The organism is Candidatus Infernicultor aquiphilus, from assembly GCF_002784285.1.
Taxonomy (GTDB): domain Bacteria; phylum Atribacterota; class Phoenicimicrobiia; order Phoenicimicrobiales; family Phoenicimicrobiaceae; genus Infernicultor; species Infernicultor aquiphilus.
The window spans coordinates 1-1,139 of sequence record NZ_PFKO01000166.1 but is presented as its reverse complement, the minus strand read 5'-3'; the positions used below and the strand labels follow the sequence as shown (position 1 = coordinate 1,139).

At 34.0% G+C, this 1,139-nt stretch carries 1 protein-coding gene and 1 pseudogene; both read right to left on the bottom strand.

Going from position 1 to position 1,139, the window contains the following annotated elements:
- Positions 1-281: 281 nt before the first annotated feature.
- Positions 282-965 carry a YdcF family protein gene (locus COZ07_RS04570; RefSeq protein ID WP_406607405.1) on the bottom strand — a complete coding sequence of 228 codons (684 nt, stop codon included), beginning with the start codon at positions 963-965 and terminating at the stop codon, positions 282-284.
- 32 nt (positions 966-997) lie between these two features.
- Positions 998-1,093: pseudogene (locus tag COZ07_RS04565) on the bottom strand (DegT/DnrJ/EryC1/StrS family aminotransferase); the annotation flags it as partial.
- Between the last annotated feature and the right edge of the window lie 46 nt (positions 1,094-1,139).

The following is a 1,139-nucleotide window of genomic DNA, read 5'->3' as shown; positions in this document are numbered from 1 at the left end:
TCCGGAACAGTCCCTACATACAAACCTGTTTCTGGATCTCTTTCAATATACGCAATTATTTTACGCATTTTTATGAATTTCTCCTTCTATTAATATTCAATAACCTATATATATTATACCACTTCTCTCACAGGAGAGTGCTTGCTTTCTAAAATATTATACCATAAATCTTAAATATAAATAATAAATAATTTCTTCCAATAATTAAAAAAATCAGCTAAAATTCTATTAGGAATCAAAACATCTTGCATGCGTCTCATCCTCCCCCTTGCAATGCATCTTTAATCCAGCAAAAATTGTTCATAAAAATAAAAGTTTGCCAACTTCAGATACTCCAATACCACCCACTCAATATCTTCTCTATCCTTCCACCATTGATTAACCTTAGAAGGGTCATATTTGCTGGGACTCGAATAGATATCTATCTCTTGGTCCAAAACACTCAAAGCTTTTTTAAATATCTGCTTGGCTCTTCTAGAATGATATTTTGAAGTAACTAATATGATTGATTCTATTTCTCTATTATTCCTAATATACTCCCTAATGGTCAGGGCTTCATCCTGCGTACTTCTGGAATTACCTTCGAGGATTAATACCTCTTCCTCCGGAATTCCTAAATCTATTGCCGCCATCTTGCTTAACAGAGTATTTCCATAAACTTTTATTCCTCTATTTATAGAGATATCTTTTGCGGTAATATAACTGTTAATCAGAACGATTCTATCAGAATAACCCTCATCATATAAATCTACTGCTTCAAGGATTCTATCATACACACTGCCCATGAGAACTACAATAATATCGCTTTCTTTCACTTCATCATTCACTACCAGCCACTGACCTAAATTAGGCACAATAAATATGCCTAACAGAATAAAAAAAGCAAGAAGTATGACCAAAACAGATAATATCTTCTTGCCGGTAAATTTATTATATCGTTTCATTCTCACTTTATCCCTTGTCATTCCTATGCTCCCTTCTGTCATTCCCACGAAAGTTTTGCTCTCTTCTCTAAAATCTCCTCAATCCTCTCCATCTGAGAGCATCCCAAAGCTGCACTCAATTCATCCATCCGAAAATTATAGCCCAATCTTTCAACAAGTTAAAAGGGGATAGGCTACTTTGATAATAAAAAGTAA